Consider the following 17,678-nt stretch of genomic DNA (forward strand, 5'->3'; position numbering starts at 1 on the left):
TTCTTAAGCATCCAGCTTCAATTTCTCCCGAGTTGTTCCTTGGGCGAGAGATTTGTTTGATGATACGCCACCCACAATGCTTTGGCGAGAGTTGATACGGCAGAGGTTAAGCCATGCAAAACCTGATTCCCGCTACGGTATTAACCGGCTATTTAGGTGCGGGCAAAACAACACTTTTGAATCGAATTCTTACGACTCAGCACGGCAAACGAATTGCGGTTATTGTGAATGAGTTTGGTGAAATTGGTATTGACAACCAGCTTATTATTGATGCTGATGAAGAAATTTTCGAAATGAATAATGGCTGCATTTGCTGTACTGTCAGAGGCGATTTAATTCGTATTGTCAGCGATCTCGTGCAGCGCTCCGATGCTTTTGACTATTTGATGATTGAAACGACAGGCTTAGCCGATCCCGCGCCAGTGATTCAATCGTTTTTCGTTGACGAGGTGATGCGATCGCTATTGCAACTGGATGCGATCGTGACCGTGGTTGACGCCAAGCACATTGGAGAGCACTGGGACAGCAGCAGTGAAGCCCAGGAGCAAATCGCCTTTGCCGACGTCATTGTGCTGAACAAAGTCGATCTAGTCTCGCCTGCGCTGGTGGATAAACTCGAACAGCGGATTCGCGGTATGAATGCCCTCGCTAAGATCCATCGGACTCAGCATTGCCAACTGCCGCTGGACGCAGTGCTGGGTATCGGTGCCTTCGACCTCAAAACTGCGTTGAGTATCGATCCCGAGTTTCTCGATGAAGATGCCCACGAGCACGATCGGTCGGTGTCATCCATTGCTATCCGCGAGTCTGGGGTAGTCGATAGCGATCGGCTCAATCGCTGGCTCTACCAACTCGTACAAAAACGCGGCCCCGATATCTTTCGCATGAAAGGCATCCTGGATATGGATGATGAGGATCGGCGCTTTGTATTTCAAGGCGTTCATATGACGCTGGATGGTCGTCCGGGTCGTCCGTGGAAAGTGAGCGAACCCCGTCGTAACGAGCTCGTCTTTATTGGCCGCAATTTAGATGAATCTGAATTGCGAAGCGGCTTCAATGCGTGCTTAATGTAGTTTCAGGGCCATCCATAGAGAAGCAATATGCCATGAAACAATCTGAAGCATTAACGATTAGCATTGGCGTGCTCGGAGGGGTCGATGTTTTTCTCACAGCAACTGTAATTCCATTACCTGTTTGGGTTACATTTACTGCTTGGGCATCTTTTTTTGTTGTGGGAGGGGGGATTCAGGGGTTTGTTAAATCGGTTTCGTGCAACATTACCGGCATTATTATTGCAGCTCTGTCTCTATTAGCAATTGATTTAATAGGGAATCATCCTTTAGTCGCTGCAATTTGTGTTGGCATTGGCAGTGCAGCAATGGTGCAGGCGTCGAAGCTGCCATTTACCTACGGTATTACACCTGCCATTGTCTGGGGCTTTTCACAAGCCGTCGGTACGGTAGCCGTCACTGGCTTACCCGTTACAGCTATGCCACCCAACAATCCTGTCTTGATTGCGATCTCAGCGATGATTTTAGGTGCCATCTTTGGTTACCTCTCAGAAGTTGGGGGGAAAGCCATGACCACTTCGTTAAAAACGGCTGGCGGTGGTAATGACCTCTAGTTATGTGCTTTGGAAAAAATAGATCTCGATTTGATTAATGGTACTGCTAAAAAAGGGGATGAGAGAACCATGAAATTACAACACAATCTGGGAGGCTTAGAAGGATTAGGTTCGGTTGACTTTCAAAAAAAAGTATTTGTTGAAGCATGGGAAAAGCGTATCTTTGGCATTCACGCTGCCATGATGGGGCTGAGTAAACACCTCAGTGAGTCTTTGCCTGACTATCCGATCGAACAGGTGCCTACCCGGTTTCAAGATATTTGGACCTGGGCCGATCTGCGCCGAGGAGCAGAAGCCATGAATCCCTTCGACTACTTCAGGCTGCGATATTACGAAAAATGGCTAGGAGGTATCGCTAGTTTCTTTGTCGAGAAAGGCTACATTTCTCAAGCAGAGCTGGATGACAAAATGAGCTTTTATCTGAAGGAGGGAAATGTCGATCCGACGCCTTTACCTCAAAAGGATGTCCCTGCTATTGACGAGCAAGTGATTAAGTATCTGCAGTTGGGCGATTCTCCCAAACGTACGGCCGATATTCAACCCAAGTTTGCGGTTGGCGATGCCATTATCGTTAAGGATATGCCGGTGGCCGAACATACCCGTCTACCCGGCCACCTGCGGGGTAAATCTGGAGTTGTCGACTTAGTCTATGATGGCTGTTATGCCTATTTCCCCGGCCCCGCCGATGGCTTGGGACCTGCCCAACCGAGCTATAGCATTCGCTTTGACGTGAAAGATATCTGGGGTGACGATTTGGCTGAGCCCGGCTCGGTATTTTACGCCGATCTATTTGAGCTGTATCTTGCTGCCGCATAGCTTTACGTGCAACCATTATTGAGAGAGGGAAGCTTGCCAATGTCTATTCCAGGAGATGAGCGTTTTAGCTACGATACTAATCGCGAGCTTAAAAGTGCTGCAAAAGTTAGAGCATTGGAAGCTCTTTTGATTGAGAAAGGTATCATCGGCGGCGAAACGGTCAATAAAGTTTTGCAATACTTCGATTCCCAGATGGGGCCGTTCAATGGAGCAAAACTGGTTGCCCGAGCCTGGGTCGATCCAGAGTTTAAGCAGCGCTTAATTGAAGATTGCAATGCTGTTTGTGCAGAGCTCGACCTTCCAACCGGTATGTCTGGAGCAGAAGGCGAACACATGCGGGTGGCTGAGAATACCCCTTCGGTGCATAACTTAATTAACTGTACGCTATGTTCTTGCTACCCTTGGCCCACCCTAGGGCTCCCTCCATACTGGTATAAAGACCCAACCTTTCGAGCGAGAGCGGCCCGCGAACCCAGAGCCGTGCTCAAAGAGTTTGGCCTCGATTTGGATGACTCAGTGCAGATTCGAGTGTGGGATAGCAGCGGACAAATCCGCTGGTGGGTCTTGCCCGAACGACCTGCGGGCACAGAGCATATGAGGGAAGAGGAACTGGCTGCTCTGGTAACGCCGGAGTCCATGATGGGTGTGGCGAAGGTAAAGGCTCCCTAGTGATTGTGTTGGTTGCATTATGTTTACTCAATTCGAACACTTTGCGGCTTCTAGCCTGATGGGTTCTGAGGAAGCTCTACCCCGCGAGAATGGCCAGCTTGCCTTTAATCGCAGTTGGGAACAAGTTGCATTTGCCCTGGCGATCGCCCTCTCTAAAAAGGGCTATTACGAATGGGAAGAGTTTCGTCAGAATCTGATCGACACGATTCGCGAGTGGGAGTCAGACCATGACTTGGACGATCCAACTTGGGATTACTACCAACGCTGGTATGCGGTCCTAGAGAAGTTAGCGTTGGAGTCGGGCGCGATCGATCGGGCAGAACTTGAGGAGAAGGTCGCAATCCTGTTAGCCTGCGAGCCTATCCACGAGGAATAGGAGGACTCCGACGCACGGCCCATCAGCCCATTAGGGGATTCCTGACGCGAATATTATCGAAACAAGCTATCACCTGAGCTCAGCAGCGTTTGTTATGCGCGTGCCTCAACCCACTGCTCCATGAAGCGCATCAATTCAGCGATCGATAGCCGCTCGATATTCCGTGGAGAGAACCCTCGGGCCGTCAGCTCATCATAGTTGTCAGCCATGAAGTCGGTAAACGCGCCCCATATTGCCGCGGGGCCATCGGCTGCCAAATTGGCTTCGTGATTCAGCCAGTTTCGGACTACAGCGACAATTTCTTCTGGCTCATTTTCATGGACTTCGATGTCTGAACCAGAAACGTCAGAAAGTGCGGCCTGGTAGCGGTGGCGCTCCGCCTCAAGTATCAGACATTTCTTTTCCGACGATTCCCCACCCTTGAAGCGTCGGCACCCGAAATCTATGCCAAGTTCAAACGGCATGTTGAGCCGGTAGAACTCTCCCGCTGTTTCAGCTTTTAACCTGGACAGGTCGTGAATTGAATACTTCGATTCTTCAATGAGTCCGATGATTTTCTCAATACGAACTTCAGCAGAATTTAGGCGCTCCAGCGCAATTCGCGGCGTGAAGCCAAGATAATAGATTGTGAATAGTAGTGGGCGAAGGAGTGGCCGAAATTTATCGTCGAATGGACAATTGACGAATACGTTACGTTCAAATGTCATTCACTCCAGCGCCCTTAGCCCCGCGGCGGATGGGGATCCTGGCCGTAGCTATCTCTTTGGCGGATAGTTCCATCCTTACGGTGGATGTACAGCTCTGCGTGTTCCTTCTTAGCAAGGTCTCGCGCGAATTTTTCCGCGGCCTTCTGGGTGTCGAAGACGCGTGTGGCCCGCTCAGCACCCGATTTCCGTACGGCCCAACCGCCCTTCAGGCTAGGAACTACGTGTCTTCCAGTCTTGCTCACGGTCGATGCCCTTGGATGCTTCACGGTGTGTCGCTTATTGTAGCGCATAACTATAGTTTGGCGAGGATGCGAGATTACTGAAATATTCGCTCGATCGCCTGGGTCAGGGCCTGTTGAAACGCGCGTTTCCGTCTGGGGGTGAGAGGCTGGCTCCAATCCAAGGGAATCACTTCGCCCAATTCCGCCATGCGAGGGTGAGTTCTATCTTTGCGTGCTAGATACGCCGAGTTGTCAAATCCCATCGTTTCCACCACAATGTTGTGCTGTCCTTTGCGGTCGAGGCGATCGCGATAGAGGACAAAATCCGGTCGGTAAGGCTCCCCCTCACTCGACGCAAAATCGTGCAAGGGTTTGGTAACGGTCAGAGGGATACCCTGCCGACAAACCAATCTCTGCAACTCCAGTAACAGCGCCAGGGTTTGCCGCTCGGCATCGCTATCCACCGGCACCAGCAGGGAAGTGCTGTAAACGGGATGGGTATACGCCTGCCGCAAGACATACTGTCCCGGTGCGAGTTTGCTTTCGCCAAGCTGGGCGATCGCCCAGTAGGGGGCCGAGCGGTGGGAATGAGGGGGAGCAAAGCAAATGGGGGGCTCTTCAATCGCGATCGAGTCGGGTTTCCCCACAAAATAGAGCTGGCGACGCTCGATATCCACTTGACTGGCAAGGCCCACAAACCAAGCTTGGGGTTTGACGTGCGGCGGCCAGTCGCCCCCGCCCCGAGACAGAAGTGCTTCCAATCGCTGGCATCCTGCCGCGATCGCCTCGGGCTCCGTTGTCAAATAGTGTCGCAGGGGAATGCGATTGATGATGTGGCGTTTGGTGCGCTGCAGGCGGCGGTACTGCTGCTGGGGATAATTCGATCGCCGCCACCAGCCGGGACGAATGACATTGAGCTGAGCTTCTTCTAAGAGCGTAAACAGCATGCGGGCCAGCTTGGGCCAGCGATGGGAACGACGGCGATCCGTTTGGATGGCCAGTTGGGTGGGCTGTTGGCTGACCGGGCGAGCCTCGGGCGCTCGATCGGTCAGATCGAGCACAAAGCTGGTGCTTGAAGCTAAAGGTCTGAGGGCATGGCCCACTTGCGAGGCTGAGCGAGAGTTTGGGAGAGAGGATTCTGGCCTAGTGCGATCGAAGGCAAACCGATCTTCCAGTCGGTCGGGAATATGAAAAATGCAGGTGGGATGGTGGGGAAATTGCGATCGAATGCGTCGAAAGGAATAACGGCTTCCCCAACTGTCTAGCTGAATGGGGCAGAGCAGCGGTTGGCGATCGGCTTCCCCCTGGCAGTCGCAGGCGATCCACAAATGGCGATCGCGCAGCCGCTTGAGAACTTCGGCAATCTGGGCATCCAATCGGAACGTGCGCTCGCCTCGAAGCTGAGAATCATACCACTGATTGAAGAGAGCTTCGTCGCCTGCGACAGACTCCCCTGCGGGGAGAAGAGGCTGACCGGGTTTGGTTTTACGGACGATCCGCATTATCTGCAGTTGCGCGCTAAGGCCATTGTTCCAAGCTTCCGAGCAACGTCAAGGGAAGACTGAAACCTCGTGACTCGGTGCTGGCTATTGCTTCGCCAAGTTGAAGGGTTGCCCTGACCCTGGATGCCCGGTCTACATCTAGTGAAATCCGGCTGTCGGTGGCGGTTTATTCAGACGCGGCAGGTTGAGAGCCAAACCGATAGCCTTTGCCATACACCGACTGGATTAGAGGGCGCGATCGCTTTTTCTGCCCTTCAAGCTTGCGCCGCAATAACTTCACTTGAGCAGCCAACACATTACTACTCGGTTTCTCCTCATCCGGCCATAAATGCCGATAGATCTGCTCGCGACCGAGCAGTTGACCGGGATGAGTCATGAAATAGTCCAGCAGTTGAAATTCCTTTTCAGACAGGGCGATCGCTTTGCCTTGTCGGTACGCCATGCGATTGTCGCGATCGAGCTCCAGATCCTCCACCTGCAATCGCTGCGGGGTTGGAACTGTAGTTGGAGAGGACTGCGATCGCCGCAGTTGTGCCCTCACCCGCGCCATCAACTCCCGCAATTCGAAGGGCTTGACTAAATAGTCATCCGCTCCGGCATCCAGCCCTTCGACGCGATCGTCGAGGGTATCCTTTGCGGTCAGAAACAGCACGGGAGTCGCTCCGCACGCCGTCCGCACGCGCTGACACAACTCCAAGCCCGAGTGATGGGGCAACATCCAATCGAGCACAATCAGGTCGTAGGGCGAATCGGTGACGGAGGAATGGGTTTCGAGCAATGCCAGAGCCCCTCGACCGTCGTAGGCCACATCCACTTCATACCCTTCGCGGGCAAATAACTGTGCCAGCGAGTCGGTTAATTCCACTTCGTCATCCACCAGCAGAATTCGCATGTCTTCGAATCGAAGGGGTTTCTACCCTCCAGCTTGCTCGACAAACTCACAATAACGCCGCACTGCCACAAGTCAGCTTAGCAACTGCTTCACTGAAACTTCGAGATCTGGAAAAGCCAGGGGTACAACGATCCCTGCTTGTAAGGACGTTTTACTGCGGTATCGACCTGCTGAAGGTTGGCGGTGAACCCACAATACTTTGGCCTGCACGTCAGCCACCCAGTATTCTCTCAACTGAGCCCGGGCATACGTTCGTGCCTTCTGCTCCAGATCGTATTCGAGCGTTGTATTAGAAATCTCCACCACCCAATAGATGTCCGCAGGGGTTGGATGGCGATCGTCGTAGCGTTCCAAAGGGGACTGCGCAATTGTCAAGTCGGGCTCTGGCTCTGAATCTGTTTCGCTCAGGTCGATCGGGGTTGCAGGTAAGACTTCAGCGCGCTCTCCTAGCAATTGCTGCAAATACCTCAAGGCTTTTCGATATGTAGATGCATGAATCGGTCTTTCGGGAGGCATGTCTACGATCTGGCCCTGCAGTAATTCGACCCGGCGATCGACAAAAGCTCCCGCATCAATCCTGCGGTGGTAGTCGTCTACGGTCACAGTCGGCAGTTCCAATACCATGTTTTTTCTCGCATTCGATCGCCCGCCTACTCCCCATCGTCCGCCAACTGGCCGCAGACCATCAACAGGTGGTCGATATTGGCTTCTCGAAAGACTTCCCCTCGTGCCACAAAACCGTGCTTGCGATAAAACTCTGTTGTCTGCACCTGTGCGTGCAGTTTTAGGCTGGGAAAACTGCGATCGCGAGCTACTGACATCATAAACTCCAAGAGTTGAGAGCCATATCCTCGCCCGCGATACGCTTTGCGAATCGCCAAGCGCTCTAACTTGGCGTAATGGCTGAAAAACCGAATCCGTCCTGCCGCAAACGGCTCTGCATCGATTTCCCCCAAGATATGAGTGGACGACCAATCTCGACCGTCCACTTCAATCTCATAGGGGCAGTTTTGCTCCTCGATAAACACGATCGCCCTCACTGCCAAAACAGCGATCGTCTCGTCTAAACTACGAGTCACCCGAAACAGCGGCTGTCCCAACGTCAAGCGTTCTCCCCAATCCTGTCCCTAAAAGTGTCAGTGGCGTGGCTGAGGCGATCGCCCCTCTAGCGAGTTGAATCTTGTAGGAAATCGCCAAAATTCAGAATGGTATTTTGGTCGCTTACCACCGTCTTGACACCATCCGGCAGATTGCGCACGTACTCCAACTGAATTACGTCGGGGTTTTTCTGGAGCGCCTCTCCCTTAAGCCGAATCGATTGGGCTTCCCCTTCCGCCTTGACGATGACCCGCTGGGCAATCAGCTTGGCCTGCTCCACTCGATAGACCTCTCGCTGTTTCTCCTGTTCCGCAATCTGCTTCGCCTCGATCGCCGATTGAAACTCGCGGGAGAATTCTACATTGCGCAACAGCAAACTCTGCAGTAACAGGCCCTCATCCGCCATCAACCCTGCTAACTCCGCCTGGATTTGGTCTTGAATCTCGGCCCGCTGCCCGGAATACACCCCAATGGCCGAAAAGCGCGCAATCACGTTACGCACCACTGCCTGCGAGGCTGGGCGGATGATTTTATTCAAATAGTCGGGACCGACGGCTTGATGCAGCACGGCGACGCGTTCGGGATTAATGCGGTAGCGCACCGATATATCCAGATCCACCCGCTGCCCGTCAGCAGTCAGAGCCGCAAGGGAATCGGCTACCCGCATGCTGCGCTCCTCACTTTGGGAGGTCATGTTGTAAGTTTGGGTGCGCACGTCGTAGAGTACCGGAAATTGCAGCACCGGAATCAGGATGTGGATGCCTTCTCTGCGGGGGGCCATCTCGGTGCCCACCAAGCGATTGAACACCACTGCTTCATAACCGGGTTGCACGATCAGGAGGCAGCGGGGGATGACCACCAACGCGGCTAGCAGCACCAGCAGCCAAGGCAGCAGATTGAACTGTGGGGTTGGTAAATTTTTTCCGGGCGAAAAGGGAGGACGCATGCAGCGGTTTCCATCAACTCTGTTAAGAGCCTAATGCAAGCCGCGAAGCTTTGCTCGTCCATTTGCTCGATGTTTTCCCTTCCCACTCACTCCTGTTTCAACAGCTTCTCAGTCATGCAAGCTCGGCTTTATTGACCGCTTTCGCCAACTCCATCGGGCTGAGTGGGAATACTGAACGATGTCTGGCGCAGTGACTGGAGTGAGAGGGACTATGGACGGAACGCAGTTGAACGAAGCACGAGATATTGCTGCGGCGATTCAACGGGCCACAGGCTTGCCGATTGAAAGTTTCAAAATTAGGCAGAAGTCCAACACTCTCCACATTCTAATAACACGCCCCTCTAGCGAGCCCCTCGATTACTCGACCCTGACCCCAGCCATCCAATCGGCGATCGCTCCCGTCCTCTCCCCCAAACTCGAGACCCTGAGTTTGTACAGCCGTGCCCCCGGTCAAAAACGGCCCGATTGGTCCGAACATCTTATCCTCTCCGCAAGCCCCTCTAGCTACTCTCCCACCCGCATTGCTCGCTCGTCGGCCCCTACTCAAGTTGTCTCGCCTCCCAGTCGCAACGCTCGCCTATCGGCAGCCAGCCCAATGGCATCTTCTTCTACCACCCTATTGGCCGAGGACGACCTAGACCTCTCCCAATACAGTTTTGTGCGCAGTCAAAGAATGTTGACTGCGGATCTGCCGGCCCCTCCCGAGGCGATCGCCAGTGCCGTAGTACAGTTTCACAACTGGCCCAGCCTGCGCAAGCAAGAAGCCCTCAAGCTGCTCGAACGCTTTTTCCGCGCTCCCGCTCGTCTCGATACCCATGACCTCGCCACCGGCCTGCAAAACTGGATTGGCGAGTTGCAGCAATTAAACGAGCAGAAACAACGCACAGCCGCCATTTGGTTCACCCGCTACTGCCAACATCCTGACGCCACGATTGAAACACTGGGGGGAAGTGGTGACAGCCCCGCCAGCCCTCCCCCCCGAGCTTCCTCCAGCAGCGCCAGCCCTCCTCCCCGAGCCCAAGCTTCCGCCCCCATTGACGACGACAGCCAAACCGGGCTGGCCAATTATTGCTTCGTGGGCAATCGTCGCCTGCTCAATGCCGATTTACCCGCTCCGACAGAAGAGATTATCCGATCCTTGCAAACATTCCACAATTGGCCCGAACCGATTAAATGGACTGTGTTGCCAGTCTTAGAAGCTTTTTTCAGCAGCCCCAGCCAAACTCCCAAGCACGACCTCCCTTTCGAGCAGCAACAATGGTTGCAGTCACTCGCCTCCCTCAAGGAGCAAAAACTGCGTTCGGCGGCCATTTGGTTCAGTCGGTATTGCAATCGGCCCGAGAGCGTGATTCCCCTGTTCGAAGTCTCAGTTCTAGCAGCAAGGGGTAGGTCCGACTCTCGCCAAGATCCCACAGTCATGGCATATACGGCAGGGGCAAAGGGCAATCGCCGCACTCTATGGGAAGGCTCTGCCAATCGCAATCATTCCCCCGACAGCTTAGCAGGAGCAAGCGTTCCGGCTGCAGCATCCAGCGCTTCCTATACTCAGACAACTTCCTCTGCTTCCCAGCCATCAAAGTTAGGGGGCTTGATGAGCCTGCTCCTGCGAAATCGCCGACTGGTGGGCATATTAGTAGGGGGCGCAATCCTGATCGGCAAGCTGATTTTGGGGTTGTGAGGGATCGCTGTGGCCAGCGAAGCCAGCACGGCCTTCAATGGGTCGAACTCTCTAGCTCTCGAGAATGGCGCGGATGTAACTGGCGATGCGATCGCATCGTTGCTGAATCTGTTGCGAGCGGGCCTGCTGGGTTGCTGCCTGTTTGGCGATTTGCCAGCGCATTAAATCGGCCTCCAAGAGTTGAATTTCTTTGTAGATCTCGGTGTTGTAACGCTGGAGAGACTGTTGTAGCGGCGGCGGCATTGCTGCTAATAAGATCTGAAATTGGGATGGCAATGGCTGATATTGGGCTTTAGCCTCGTCAGCATCGCCAGCCGCGATCGCCTGGGCGATCGCGCCCACGGCAGCAAGCAGAGTCCGGTAGTCGCGGAGCGAGGATTCGGGCAGCATCGGCAGGGTTGCGAATCGGCAGGGTTGCGAGCATCTGAGAATACAGCCAAACAGGCACGGGATCGGTTGGGTTGGGCTATCCGTACATTTCAGTATGACGGTCAGCGAGACAAGGGAGACGAGCTGCTATCCTGACAGTGTCGGAGCCTGGTTTCATCCCAGGGCAGCGATCCATCACTTTATATCCCCCAGTTTTCAGAAAGCCTTTCAAAACCCTCCACATCCTCACGTTAAACTGGATTTAACATTTCATTTAGCCTCCCCAGTTAACCCCAGCGAGGACAGCCTCAACATGAATACACTCCCCACCAGTGCCGAGCGGCTCGATGTGGAGATGGAGGTCGATAAGCCCCAAGAGGCTTGCGGCGTTTTCGGTATCCTCGCCCCAGCGGAGGAAGTGGCAAAGCTCACCTATTTTGGCTTGTTTGCGCTCCAACATCGAGGCCAGGAATCGGCGGGGATTTCAGTCTTTGACGAACGAGGCAACTGCGACACCCACAAGGGCATGGGTTTAGTCTCGCAGGTGTTTGACGAACTGCACTTCTCGCGCCTGCAAGGGGTAATGGCGATCGGCCATACGCGCTATTCCACCACGGGCTCCAGTCGAGAGGCGAACGCGCAGCCGGTGGTGGTGGAAACGCGGCTGGGCTCGGTGGCGATCGCCCACAATGGCAATTTGGTCAATGCCAGTCAATTGCGGGACGAGCTCATCCGAGACAAGCGCAATTTGGTGTCGAGTACGGACTCTGAAGGTATTGCCCATGCTATTGCCCAGGCGGTGGATGAGGGTGCTGATTGGGTAGATGGAATGCTCCAGGCTTTGGCACGCTGCCAGGGGGCGTTTAGCTTGACCGTCGGTACCCCAGCAGGCTTGGCGGGGGTGCGCGATCCCTATGGAGTGCGACCGTTGGTCATCGGCCTGCTCCCCCACGGCGATATAGAAGCGGGACAACCTGTGGCTGGCCCCCAATACGTACTTGCCTCCGAGACTTGTGCCCTAGATATTATTGGGGCCGAATTCGTTCGATCGGTAGAGCCAGGAGAACTGGTGTGGATTGCCAACGGAGGACTCACCTCCTATCGTTTGGCAGCCGCGACGCCAAAACTGTGCGTGTTTGAAATGATTTACTTTGCCCGTCCCGATAGCGAGGTCCACGACGAAAGTTTGTATGCCTATCGCACCCGCTTGGGAGAATTACTAGCGCGCGAGGCTCCGGCAGAGGTGGATTTTGTGGTCGCTGTCCCCGATTCGGGACGTCCGGCGGCGATCGGCTACGCCAACGAACTCCACATCCCCTACATGGATGGCCTGATCAAAAACCATTACGTCGGTCGCACCTTCATCCAACCCACCCAGGCGATGCGAGAGCGGGGCATCCGCATGAAGCTCAATCCCCTCAAAGATGTGTTGAGGGGCCAGCGGATTGTGTTGGTGGACGACTCAATTGTGCGGGGCACCACCAGTCGCAAAATCGTCAAGGCTCTGCGGAATGCTGGTGCGCGAGAAGTTCACATGCGTATCTCCAGCCCCCCCGTCACCCATCCTTGCTTTTACGGCATCGATACCGACAGTCAAGACCATTTGATCGCCGCTAACTACTCCGTTCGGGAGATCGAGCAACACATTGGGGTCGATTCGCTGGAGTATCTGAGTTGGGAAGGGATGCTGGCAGCAACTGGACGCGATCCCGATTCGTTCTGCTCTGCTTGCTTTACCGGCGACTATCCGATTGCCGTTCCCGATCCACTCAAACGTCGGAAGTTGATGCTGGAAACAGTTTAGCGAGCCTCTTGCTGCAACAGGGCTTCCAACTCTTGACGGCGTTCGTCGAGCCGGTCCAGTTCGTCCTCCTCTAAGGAGCAGCAGCCATTGGCTAGTTCGACATAGATTGCTTCCAACTCCTGTCTGAGCGGACAAGAGTCTTCATCGAGATAGTCGTTTTCATCCATGATTTCGCTCCATTCTCACAGTGATATCGTGCCACTTCTCTACGCCTCAACGATGGGACTCTACGCCTCAACGATGGGAATCGACCGATCGCGATTGGCGTCGCGATCGCCTGCGGGGCATCTTCCCCCCTACCCGCTGTCGCAGTTGCTCTATCTCCGATCTCGATAACTCCCGCCACTGTCCCGGTCTCAAGCCTGCGAGCGTCAGTTGCTCCAGTTGCACCCGCACGAGACGCAACGTCGGATAGCCTACAGCCGCTGTCATGCGGCGCACCTGACGATTGCGCCCCTCTGTCAGCACTAATTCAAGCCATTGGGTGGGCACCGATTTGCGATACCGAATCGGGCTCGATCGTGGCGGTAATTGAGGCTCCTCGATCGCCCGAGCTAATGCTGGACGGGTCTGGTATCCCTTAATTATCACTCCTCGGCACAGTTGGGCGATCGCCTCCTCCGTAGGTACTCCTTCCACTTGCGCCCAATAGGTGCGCTGGTGGCCGTAGCGAGGCTGAATCAACCGCGATGCCAGCACGCCATCATCCGTCAGCAGCAGCAACCCCTCGCTATCGCGATCGAGCCGTCCCACGGGATAGACGTTGGCAACGTCTATAAAGGCTTTGAGCGTCAGACGTCTCTCTCCTCCAGTCTGTCGATCTGCTGCGCGATCGGTGAACTGGGTCAGAACGCCATAGGGCTTGTAAAACAGAAGATACCGCACTCAACCAGTGTAGGATGTTAGCAGCTCGCTCGATTGCCACGCCGCTCCAAAGATTTGGGTTTGCCCGGGCCATGGTTGAAAGAGTCTTGCGTATGGAGAGCTGGGACTCCATTCGTAGAAATTTCCTTCTGGAGGCGAGTCAGATGACGATGGAGGTGATAAGCTGACGCCATAAAAAGGTAAACTAGCTTTCATTCATCTGAAAAACAAACATTAACACCGAGAACAAACAGCAAAAACGAACCCCCTCCAGCACTGCAAGAGAATGCCTGCGAACACTATTTGGAGTTGTCGCGAGATCGAGCAATACAGCCTCACTCAATAAAGCAGTGCCAGTCACGCAAGTTTCCCTCGATCGGCGCTCGAACAGTTATGATGCCGGTGATGCGATAGCGCTAACCCTAGGCCCAAATGTACGAACAGACCCAAATGTACTACGAATAGGAGTCGATAGTTTTGGTCTTTGGTAGAGTCCTGACAGCTACGATCAGCCCTTTTACCCCATCCGGGAAGCTCAATGTTCCCGAAGCTGAGCGACTAGCCAAGTATCTAGCCGACAACGGTACCGATACACTGGTGGTCTGCGGAACCACTGGCGAGTCTCCCACCCTGACTTGGGATGAGGAATTCGAACTGTTTAAAGTCATGAAACAGGCTGTTGCCGGAAACGCAAAAGTGATTGCCGGTACTGGTTCCAATTCCACAGAAGAGGCGATCGCCGCCACCCGTCAAGCTGCCGCCCTCGATTTGGACGGTACGTTGCAAGTGGTTCCCTATTACAACAAACCCACGCAAACAGGGCTGTACGAACATTTTCGCGCGATCGCCGCCTGTTCGGATCTGCCAGTTCTGCTGTACAATATACCTGGGCGGTCTGGGGTTTCATTACACCCAGAAACGGTTGCTAAGCTTGCCCAGCTACCTACAGTGGTTGGCATCAAAGAAGCCAGCGGTAGCATGGACACCGTCAGTGCCATTCGGAAACTCACCCCCCCCGAGTTTGCCATCTATTCTGGAGATGATTCCCTAACGCTGCCGATGTTAGCTCTAGGGGCTTCTGGAGTCGTGAGTGTCGCCAGTCACCTCATCGGACCTCAGCTCCAGCAAATGATCCAAGATTTTTTCGCCGGTCGTCTCGAACTTGCATTAAAAACTCACCTTCGCCTATTCCCTCTGTTCGAGCATTTGTTTGTCGAGACAAACCCCACACCGGTCAAAACAGCGCTCCAATTGCAAGGATGGGATGTTGGTTCCGTCCGCCTACCTCTCGCCCCGCTTTCGCCTGCCTCGCTCGAAACTTTAAAATCTACTCTGCAACAGCTCGACTTACTCGATCTCTCTACCCCATCCGATCCCGTCTATGCCTCCTGCTAAATCCGGCTAGTCAGCCAAGCTATCTATTGCTCGTCTCGATCTGCGCGGTTGCGCCTGCGAGTAGCCAAGACAATCGACTTCTCCTGCGGAGATCGCGCCTTTGAGGCCCGCCCCGACCTGCTACAGCGAGGTGGCCCCAACCCGCACCTCTGAGGGGGCCGCGCAACCTACTAGCTTTCAACCACATTGTTCAGTTACAAAGGACCATCCATATGCCAACCCAATCGAAGACTCAAGTTCCTCCCGTTCAAATGATCCCCCTGGGGGGCGAACAGGAGATTGGTAAGAATACCTGGGTCTTTCGTTGCGAAGACGATATCGTCTTGCTCGACGCTGGCCTCAGTTTCCCTGATGCCAATATGCACGGGGTGAATATCGTCTTACCTGACGTCACTTACCTGAAGCAAAATCGCGACAAAATTCGCGGCATGGTAGTCACCCACGGCCACGAAGATCACATCGGCGGGATTGCCTATCACCTCAAAGAATTCGACATTCCCGTCATTTACGGCCCCAAGCTGGCGCTGGCGATTTTGGCGGGCAAGCTCAAGGAAGCGGGCGTTCTCAACCGCACTGAATTGCGCACGGTCGAGCCTCGCGATTTAGTCCCCTTGAGCCAGAATTTCTTTGCCGAGTTCATTCGCAACACCCACTCTTTTGCCGATAGCTACACCGTGGCATTGCATACTCCTGCTGGGGTGATCGTGCAAACGGGTGACTTTAAGTTCGATCACACCCCCGTCGATGGCGAGACTTTCGATATCCAGCGATTGGCCGAGCATGGCGAAAAGGGAGTGCTGTGTTTGATCAGCGATTCCACCAATGCCGAAGTTCCCGGCTTCACCCCTTCTGAAGCTGCTGTACGGGCCGGTCTGTCGCGGGCCTTTTCTGGGGCGAAAGGTCGAATCATCATCACCACCTTTGCCTCGTCAGTTCACCGCGTCAACCTGATTTTACAGGAGGCGGAGGCCCAAGGTCGAGTTGTCTCCTTGTTGGGACGCTCGATGCTGAATGTGGTCGATCACGCTCGTCGCTTGGGTTACATCCGCTGCAAAGACGACACGCTGCAGCGCATGAACGTAGTGGATAAAATGCCGGACGAGAATGTGGTTATCCTGACCACCGGTTCTCAAGGGGAGCCGTTTTCTGCCCTGACGCGAATTGCCAATAAAGAACACCGCCAACTTTCCATCCGTCCTGGCGACACGGTGGTCTGGTCGGCCAACCCCATTCCTGGCAACACGATCCCTGTGGTGCGTACTATCGATAAGTTGGTGGCTCAGGGAGCCCACGTGATTTACGGCAAGGATAAAGGGTTGCACGTCTCCGGTCACGGCTGTCAGGAGGATCAGAAGCTGATGCTGGCTCTGACCAAGCCGAAGTTCTTTGTACCCACCCACGGCGAATACCGCATGTTGGTCAAGCATGCTGAAACCGCGATGAAGATGGGGGTACCCCAAGAAAACATTGTCATTATCGATAACGGCGATGTGGTGGAAGTGACGCCCGATTCGATCGCCGCTGTCGGTAAAGTTCCTTGTGGATTGCAGCTAGTGGACCAAAGCCGCTCTGGCATCGTAGAAGACAAAGTCTTGCAAGAGCGCCAGCAGGTGGCGATCGATGGTTTGATCGCGATCGCCTGCAGCTTGACCGAAACGGGCAAGCTGCAGGCCCCCCCCAGCATCAACATCGTGGCTGTGGCCGCCGCCGGTAAAACGCTAGAGCAGCAGATTCGCCAAACCATTGCAGAGACGTTATTGGCAGCTTGGGGCCAATTCGCCCGCATCCCCACATCGGGTGCGGTCAGCCTCGATGATGTGGATTGGGCTGGGCTGAAGAATGCGATCGAGCGGTCTGTGGTGAAAATGCTCCGCAGTCGGTTGCAGGGCCGGCCCATGGTGGTGCTGATGCTGCAGACACCGGCAGATAGCGAAACCGCCCAAGGCAAGACAACTGCGACTGCAATTCCCGCCGTTGCTCCGGAAGGAGCGGTGACTCCTGCCGATGGTCGACGCAGCCGCAAACGTCGTTCGACTGCAGCAGCAACTGCTTAGCGGTGACTGCTTAGGGCGATCCTCGATCGCCTTTCAGACATTGCACTTCAAGTTCTGTCTTTCTGGAGCTTGGAGTGCTTTTACGCAACCTTCTCAGCCTCAAGACCGTCGCGATTGGGGCAATTGATGGGCAAAAGACAAAACATTCCCCATAGAGGAGTTCGGTTACTACTACCTCATTGTGGGGAAAGTCGCCAAGCCAGTTGTCTTGTCAGCTAAATTTGAGCGCTGGTAGACTAGCACTCGGTGGGCGAGAGTGCTAAAGGTATTCCTTGCCCTTCTCTAATTTGGCAGAAACCACACTATATCGAGCTTCGTGACTACTCGCGAAGGGGATTCTTATGGCAACAATCACACTGAATGTATCTTCACTCAAACCCTTGGGCGATCGCGTCTTCATCAAGATCGCAGAGCGGGATGAAAGGACGACTGGCGGCATTTACTTGCCCGACGCCGCCCAAGAGAAGCCCCAAGTGGGGGAAATCGTGGCAGTTGGCCCCGGTAAGCGTAATGACAGCGGCGAGCTCGTGCCTCTCGATGTCAAGACGGGGGATAAGGTGCTCTATTCCAAGTACGCCGGAACCGAAGTCAAACTCGGCGACGATGAGTGCGTGCTGCTGGCAGAACGCGACATCTTGGCGATTGTGGAGTAATGCGATCGTG

General features: G+C 54.4%; 20 protein-coding genes. 10 read left to right on the plus strand and 10 right to left on the minus strand.

Going from position 1 to position 17,678, the window contains the following annotated elements:
• Positions 1 to 113: 113 nt before the first annotated feature.
• The 5 genes from SYN7336_RS11500 (at position 114) to SYN7336_RS11520 (ending at position 3,485) form a co-directional block, all read left to right on the plus strand.
• On the plus strand, positions 114 to 1,073 hold the full coding sequence (locus SYN7336_RS11500) for a GTP-binding protein (protein WP_017326090.1): 960 nt from the start codon (positions 114 to 116) through the stop codon (positions 1,071 to 1,073).
• Between the two features lie 32 nt (positions 1,074 to 1,105).
• Complete coding sequence (locus SYN7336_RS11505; protein WP_017326091.1) at positions 1,106 to 1,624, plus strand: DUF1097 domain-containing protein; 519 nt, start codon at positions 1,106 to 1,108, stop codon at positions 1,622 to 1,624.
• Positions 1,625 to 1,693: 69 nt separating this feature from the next.
• Positions 1,694 to 2,440: a nitrile hydratase subunit beta gene (gene nthB, locus SYN7336_RS11510; RefSeq protein WP_017326092.1), complete on the plus strand. Its 747-nt coding sequence runs from the start codon at positions 1,694 to 1,696 to the stop codon at positions 2,438 to 2,440.
• Positions 2,441 to 2,479: 39 nt separating this feature from the next.
• Positions 2,480 to 3,109, plus strand: a complete 630-nt coding sequence (nthA, locus tag SYN7336_RS11515) for a nitrile hydratase subunit alpha (protein WP_017326093.1) — start codon at positions 2,480 to 2,482, stop codon at positions 3,107 to 3,109.
• 19 nt (positions 3,110 to 3,128) lie between these two features.
• A complete protein-coding gene (locus SYN7336_RS11520; RefSeq protein WP_017326094.1) occupies positions 3,129 to 3,485 on the plus strand; it encodes a nitrile hydratase accessory protein in 357 nt (118 codons plus the stop codon).
• Positions 3,486 to 3,577: 92 nt separating this feature from the next.
• Here the strand turns inward: SYN7336_RS11520 and SYN7336_RS11525 are convergent, their stop codons facing one another.
• The 7 genes from SYN7336_RS11525 to SYN7336_RS11555 form a co-directional block, all read right to left on the minus strand.
• Positions 3,578 to 4,192: a hypothetical protein gene (locus tag SYN7336_RS11525; RefSeq protein ID WP_017326095.1), complete on the minus strand. Its 615-nt coding sequence runs from the start codon at positions 4,190 to 4,192 to the stop codon at positions 3,578 to 3,580.
• A gap of 14 nt (positions 4,193 to 4,206) precedes the next feature.
• On the minus strand, positions 4,207 to 4,482 hold the full coding sequence (locus SYN7336_RS11530) for a DUF2188 domain-containing protein (protein ID WP_017326096.1): 276 nt from the start codon (positions 4,480 to 4,482) through the stop codon (positions 4,207 to 4,209).
• A 26-nt stretch (positions 4,483 to 4,508) separates the two neighbouring features.
• Entirely contained in the window at positions 4,509 to 5,915 is a 1,407-nt protein-coding gene (locus tag SYN7336_RS11535) for a hypothetical protein (RefSeq protein WP_017326097.1), read from the minus strand.
• A gap of 166 nt (positions 5,916 to 6,081) precedes the next feature.
• Positions 6,082 to 6,807 (minus strand): two-component system response regulator RppA, encoded by a 726-nt coding sequence (gene rppA, locus SYN7336_RS11540; RefSeq protein WP_017326098.1) that lies wholly within the window; start codon positions 6,805 to 6,807, stop codon positions 6,082 to 6,084.
• Between the two features lie 72 nt (positions 6,808 to 6,879).
• A complete protein-coding gene (locus SYN7336_RS11545) occupies positions 6,880 to 7,431 on the minus strand; it encodes a Uma2 family endonuclease (protein WP_017326099.1) in 552 nt (183 codons plus the stop codon).
• A gap of 26 nt (positions 7,432 to 7,457) precedes the next feature.
• A complete protein-coding gene (locus SYN7336_RS11550; RefSeq protein ID WP_017326100.1) occupies positions 7,458 to 7,913 on the minus strand; it encodes a GNAT family N-acetyltransferase in 456 nt (151 codons plus the stop codon).
• Between the two features lie 59 nt (positions 7,914 to 7,972).
• Complete coding sequence (locus SYN7336_RS11555) at positions 7,973 to 8,851, minus strand: prohibitin family protein (protein WP_017326101.1); 879 nt, start codon at positions 8,849 to 8,851, stop codon at positions 7,973 to 7,975.
• Between the two features lie 211 nt (positions 8,852 to 9,062).
• Between SYN7336_RS11555 and SYN7336_RS11560 the strand changes: the two genes are divergently transcribed.
• A complete protein-coding gene (locus tag SYN7336_RS11560) occupies positions 9,063 to 10,529 on the plus strand; it encodes a hypothetical protein (RefSeq protein WP_017326102.1) in 1,467 nt (488 codons plus the stop codon).
• Positions 10,530 to 10,580: 51 nt separating this feature from the next.
• Here the strand turns inward: SYN7336_RS11560 and patD are convergent, their stop codons facing one another.
• Entirely contained in the window at positions 10,581 to 10,919 is a 339-nt protein-coding gene (patD, locus tag SYN7336_RS11565) for a heterocyst frequency control protein PatD (RefSeq protein WP_017326103.1), read from the minus strand.
• A 292-nt stretch (positions 10,920 to 11,211) separates the two neighbouring features.
• On the opposite strand from patD, the gene purF reads away from it, so the two are divergent.
• Positions 11,212 to 12,702 carry an amidophosphoribosyltransferase gene (purF, locus tag SYN7336_RS11570; protein ID WP_017326104.1) on the plus strand — a complete coding sequence of 497 codons (1,491 nt, stop codon included), beginning with the start codon at positions 11,212 to 11,214 and terminating at the stop codon, positions 12,700 to 12,702.
• Here purF and SYN7336_RS30820 read toward each other — a convergent pair.
• Together SYN7336_RS30820 and SYN7336_RS11580 are read right to left on the minus strand one after the other, a co-directional pair.
• Positions 12,699 to 12,869, minus strand: a complete 171-nt coding sequence (locus SYN7336_RS30820) for a hypothetical protein (RefSeq protein WP_017326105.1) — start codon at positions 12,867 to 12,869, stop codon at positions 12,699 to 12,701. The two genes, purF and SYN7336_RS30820, sit on opposite strands and share 4 nt — an antisense overlap.
• Positions 12,870 to 12,936: 67 nt before the next feature.
• On the minus strand, positions 12,937 to 13,587 hold the full coding sequence (locus tag SYN7336_RS11580) for a pseudouridine synthase (protein WP_017326106.1): 651 nt from the start codon (positions 13,585 to 13,587) through the stop codon (positions 12,937 to 12,939).
• 456 nt (positions 13,588 to 14,043) lie between these two features.
• Between SYN7336_RS11580 and dapA the strand changes: the two genes are divergently transcribed.
• The 3 genes from dapA (at position 14,044) to groES (ending at position 17,668) form a co-directional block, all read left to right on the plus strand.
• Positions 14,044 to 14,961 carry a 4-hydroxy-tetrahydrodipicolinate synthase gene (gene dapA, locus SYN7336_RS11585; protein ID WP_017326107.1) on the plus strand — a complete coding sequence of 306 codons (918 nt, stop codon included), beginning with the start codon at positions 14,044 to 14,046 and terminating at the stop codon, positions 14,959 to 14,961.
• A gap of 212 nt (positions 14,962 to 15,173) precedes the next feature.
• Positions 15,174 to 17,015 carry a ribonuclease J gene (locus tag SYN7336_RS25530; RefSeq protein ID WP_038025917.1) on the plus strand — a complete coding sequence of 614 codons (1,842 nt, stop codon included), beginning with the start codon at positions 15,174 to 15,176 and terminating at the stop codon, positions 17,013 to 17,015.
• Between the two features lie 341 nt (positions 17,016 to 17,356).
• Complete coding sequence (gene groES, locus SYN7336_RS11595; protein WP_017326109.1) at positions 17,357 to 17,668, plus strand: co-chaperone GroES; 312 nt, start codon at positions 17,357 to 17,359, stop codon at positions 17,666 to 17,668.
• Positions 17,669 to 17,678: the final 10 nt, after the last annotated feature.

The organism is Synechococcus sp. PCC 7336 (assembly GCF_000332275.1).
Lineage (GTDB): Bacteria > Cyanobacteriota > Cyanobacteriia > Thermostichales > PCC-7336 > PCC-7336.